General features: G+C 65.8%; 1 protein-coding gene. It reads left to right on the top strand.

Annotated features, from left to right (window positions below):
- Nucleotides 1–482, top strand: a 482-nt coding sequence (locus tag EN780_RS37530) for an SMC-Scp complex subunit ScpB (RefSeq protein ID WP_133373013.1), incomplete at both ends; no start/stop codon positions are given.

Raw genomic sequence — 482 nt, 5'->3', positions numbered from 1 at the left:
CTGCAATCTCGAGCTGGTCATCGACGACATCCGCGCCGAGCTCGCCGGCCGCCCATATGAATTGGTCGCGGTCGCCGGCGGCTGGCAGCACCGGACCAGGAAGGTCTTTGGCGACGCCATCCACGCCGCCTTCGGCACGCCGGCGGGGGAGGGTGCAAAAGACCTGACGCAGTCGGAGGCGCTCGTGCTGATGTGCATTGCCTATTTCCAGCCGATCACCCGTGGCGAGCTGTCATCCTTCTTCGGCAAGGAGGTGTCGCGCGACCTGATCGGCGTGCTGCGCGCGCAGGACCTCATCGCCTCGGGGCCCCGCAGCCCACAGCCGGGCGCGCCTTACACCTATGTGACGACGAAAAATTTCCTGTCGCAGTTCGGGCTCGACACGCTGCGCCAGCTGCCGGATTTCGAGGCGCTCGAGGACGCCGGACTGCTGTCGAAGGAAAAGCTGCTGGCCGGCGGTATCATCCCAGGGTTTGCAGACA

Source organism: Mesorhizobium sp. M4B.F.Ca.ET.089.01.1.1 (assembly GCF_004022605.1).
Lineage (GTDB): Bacteria > Pseudomonadota > Alphaproteobacteria > Rhizobiales > Rhizobiaceae > Mesorhizobium > Mesorhizobium abyssinicae.
The sequence above is the reverse complement of the archived record's forward strand: the minus strand, read 5'-3'. Positions and strand labels throughout refer to the sequence as shown.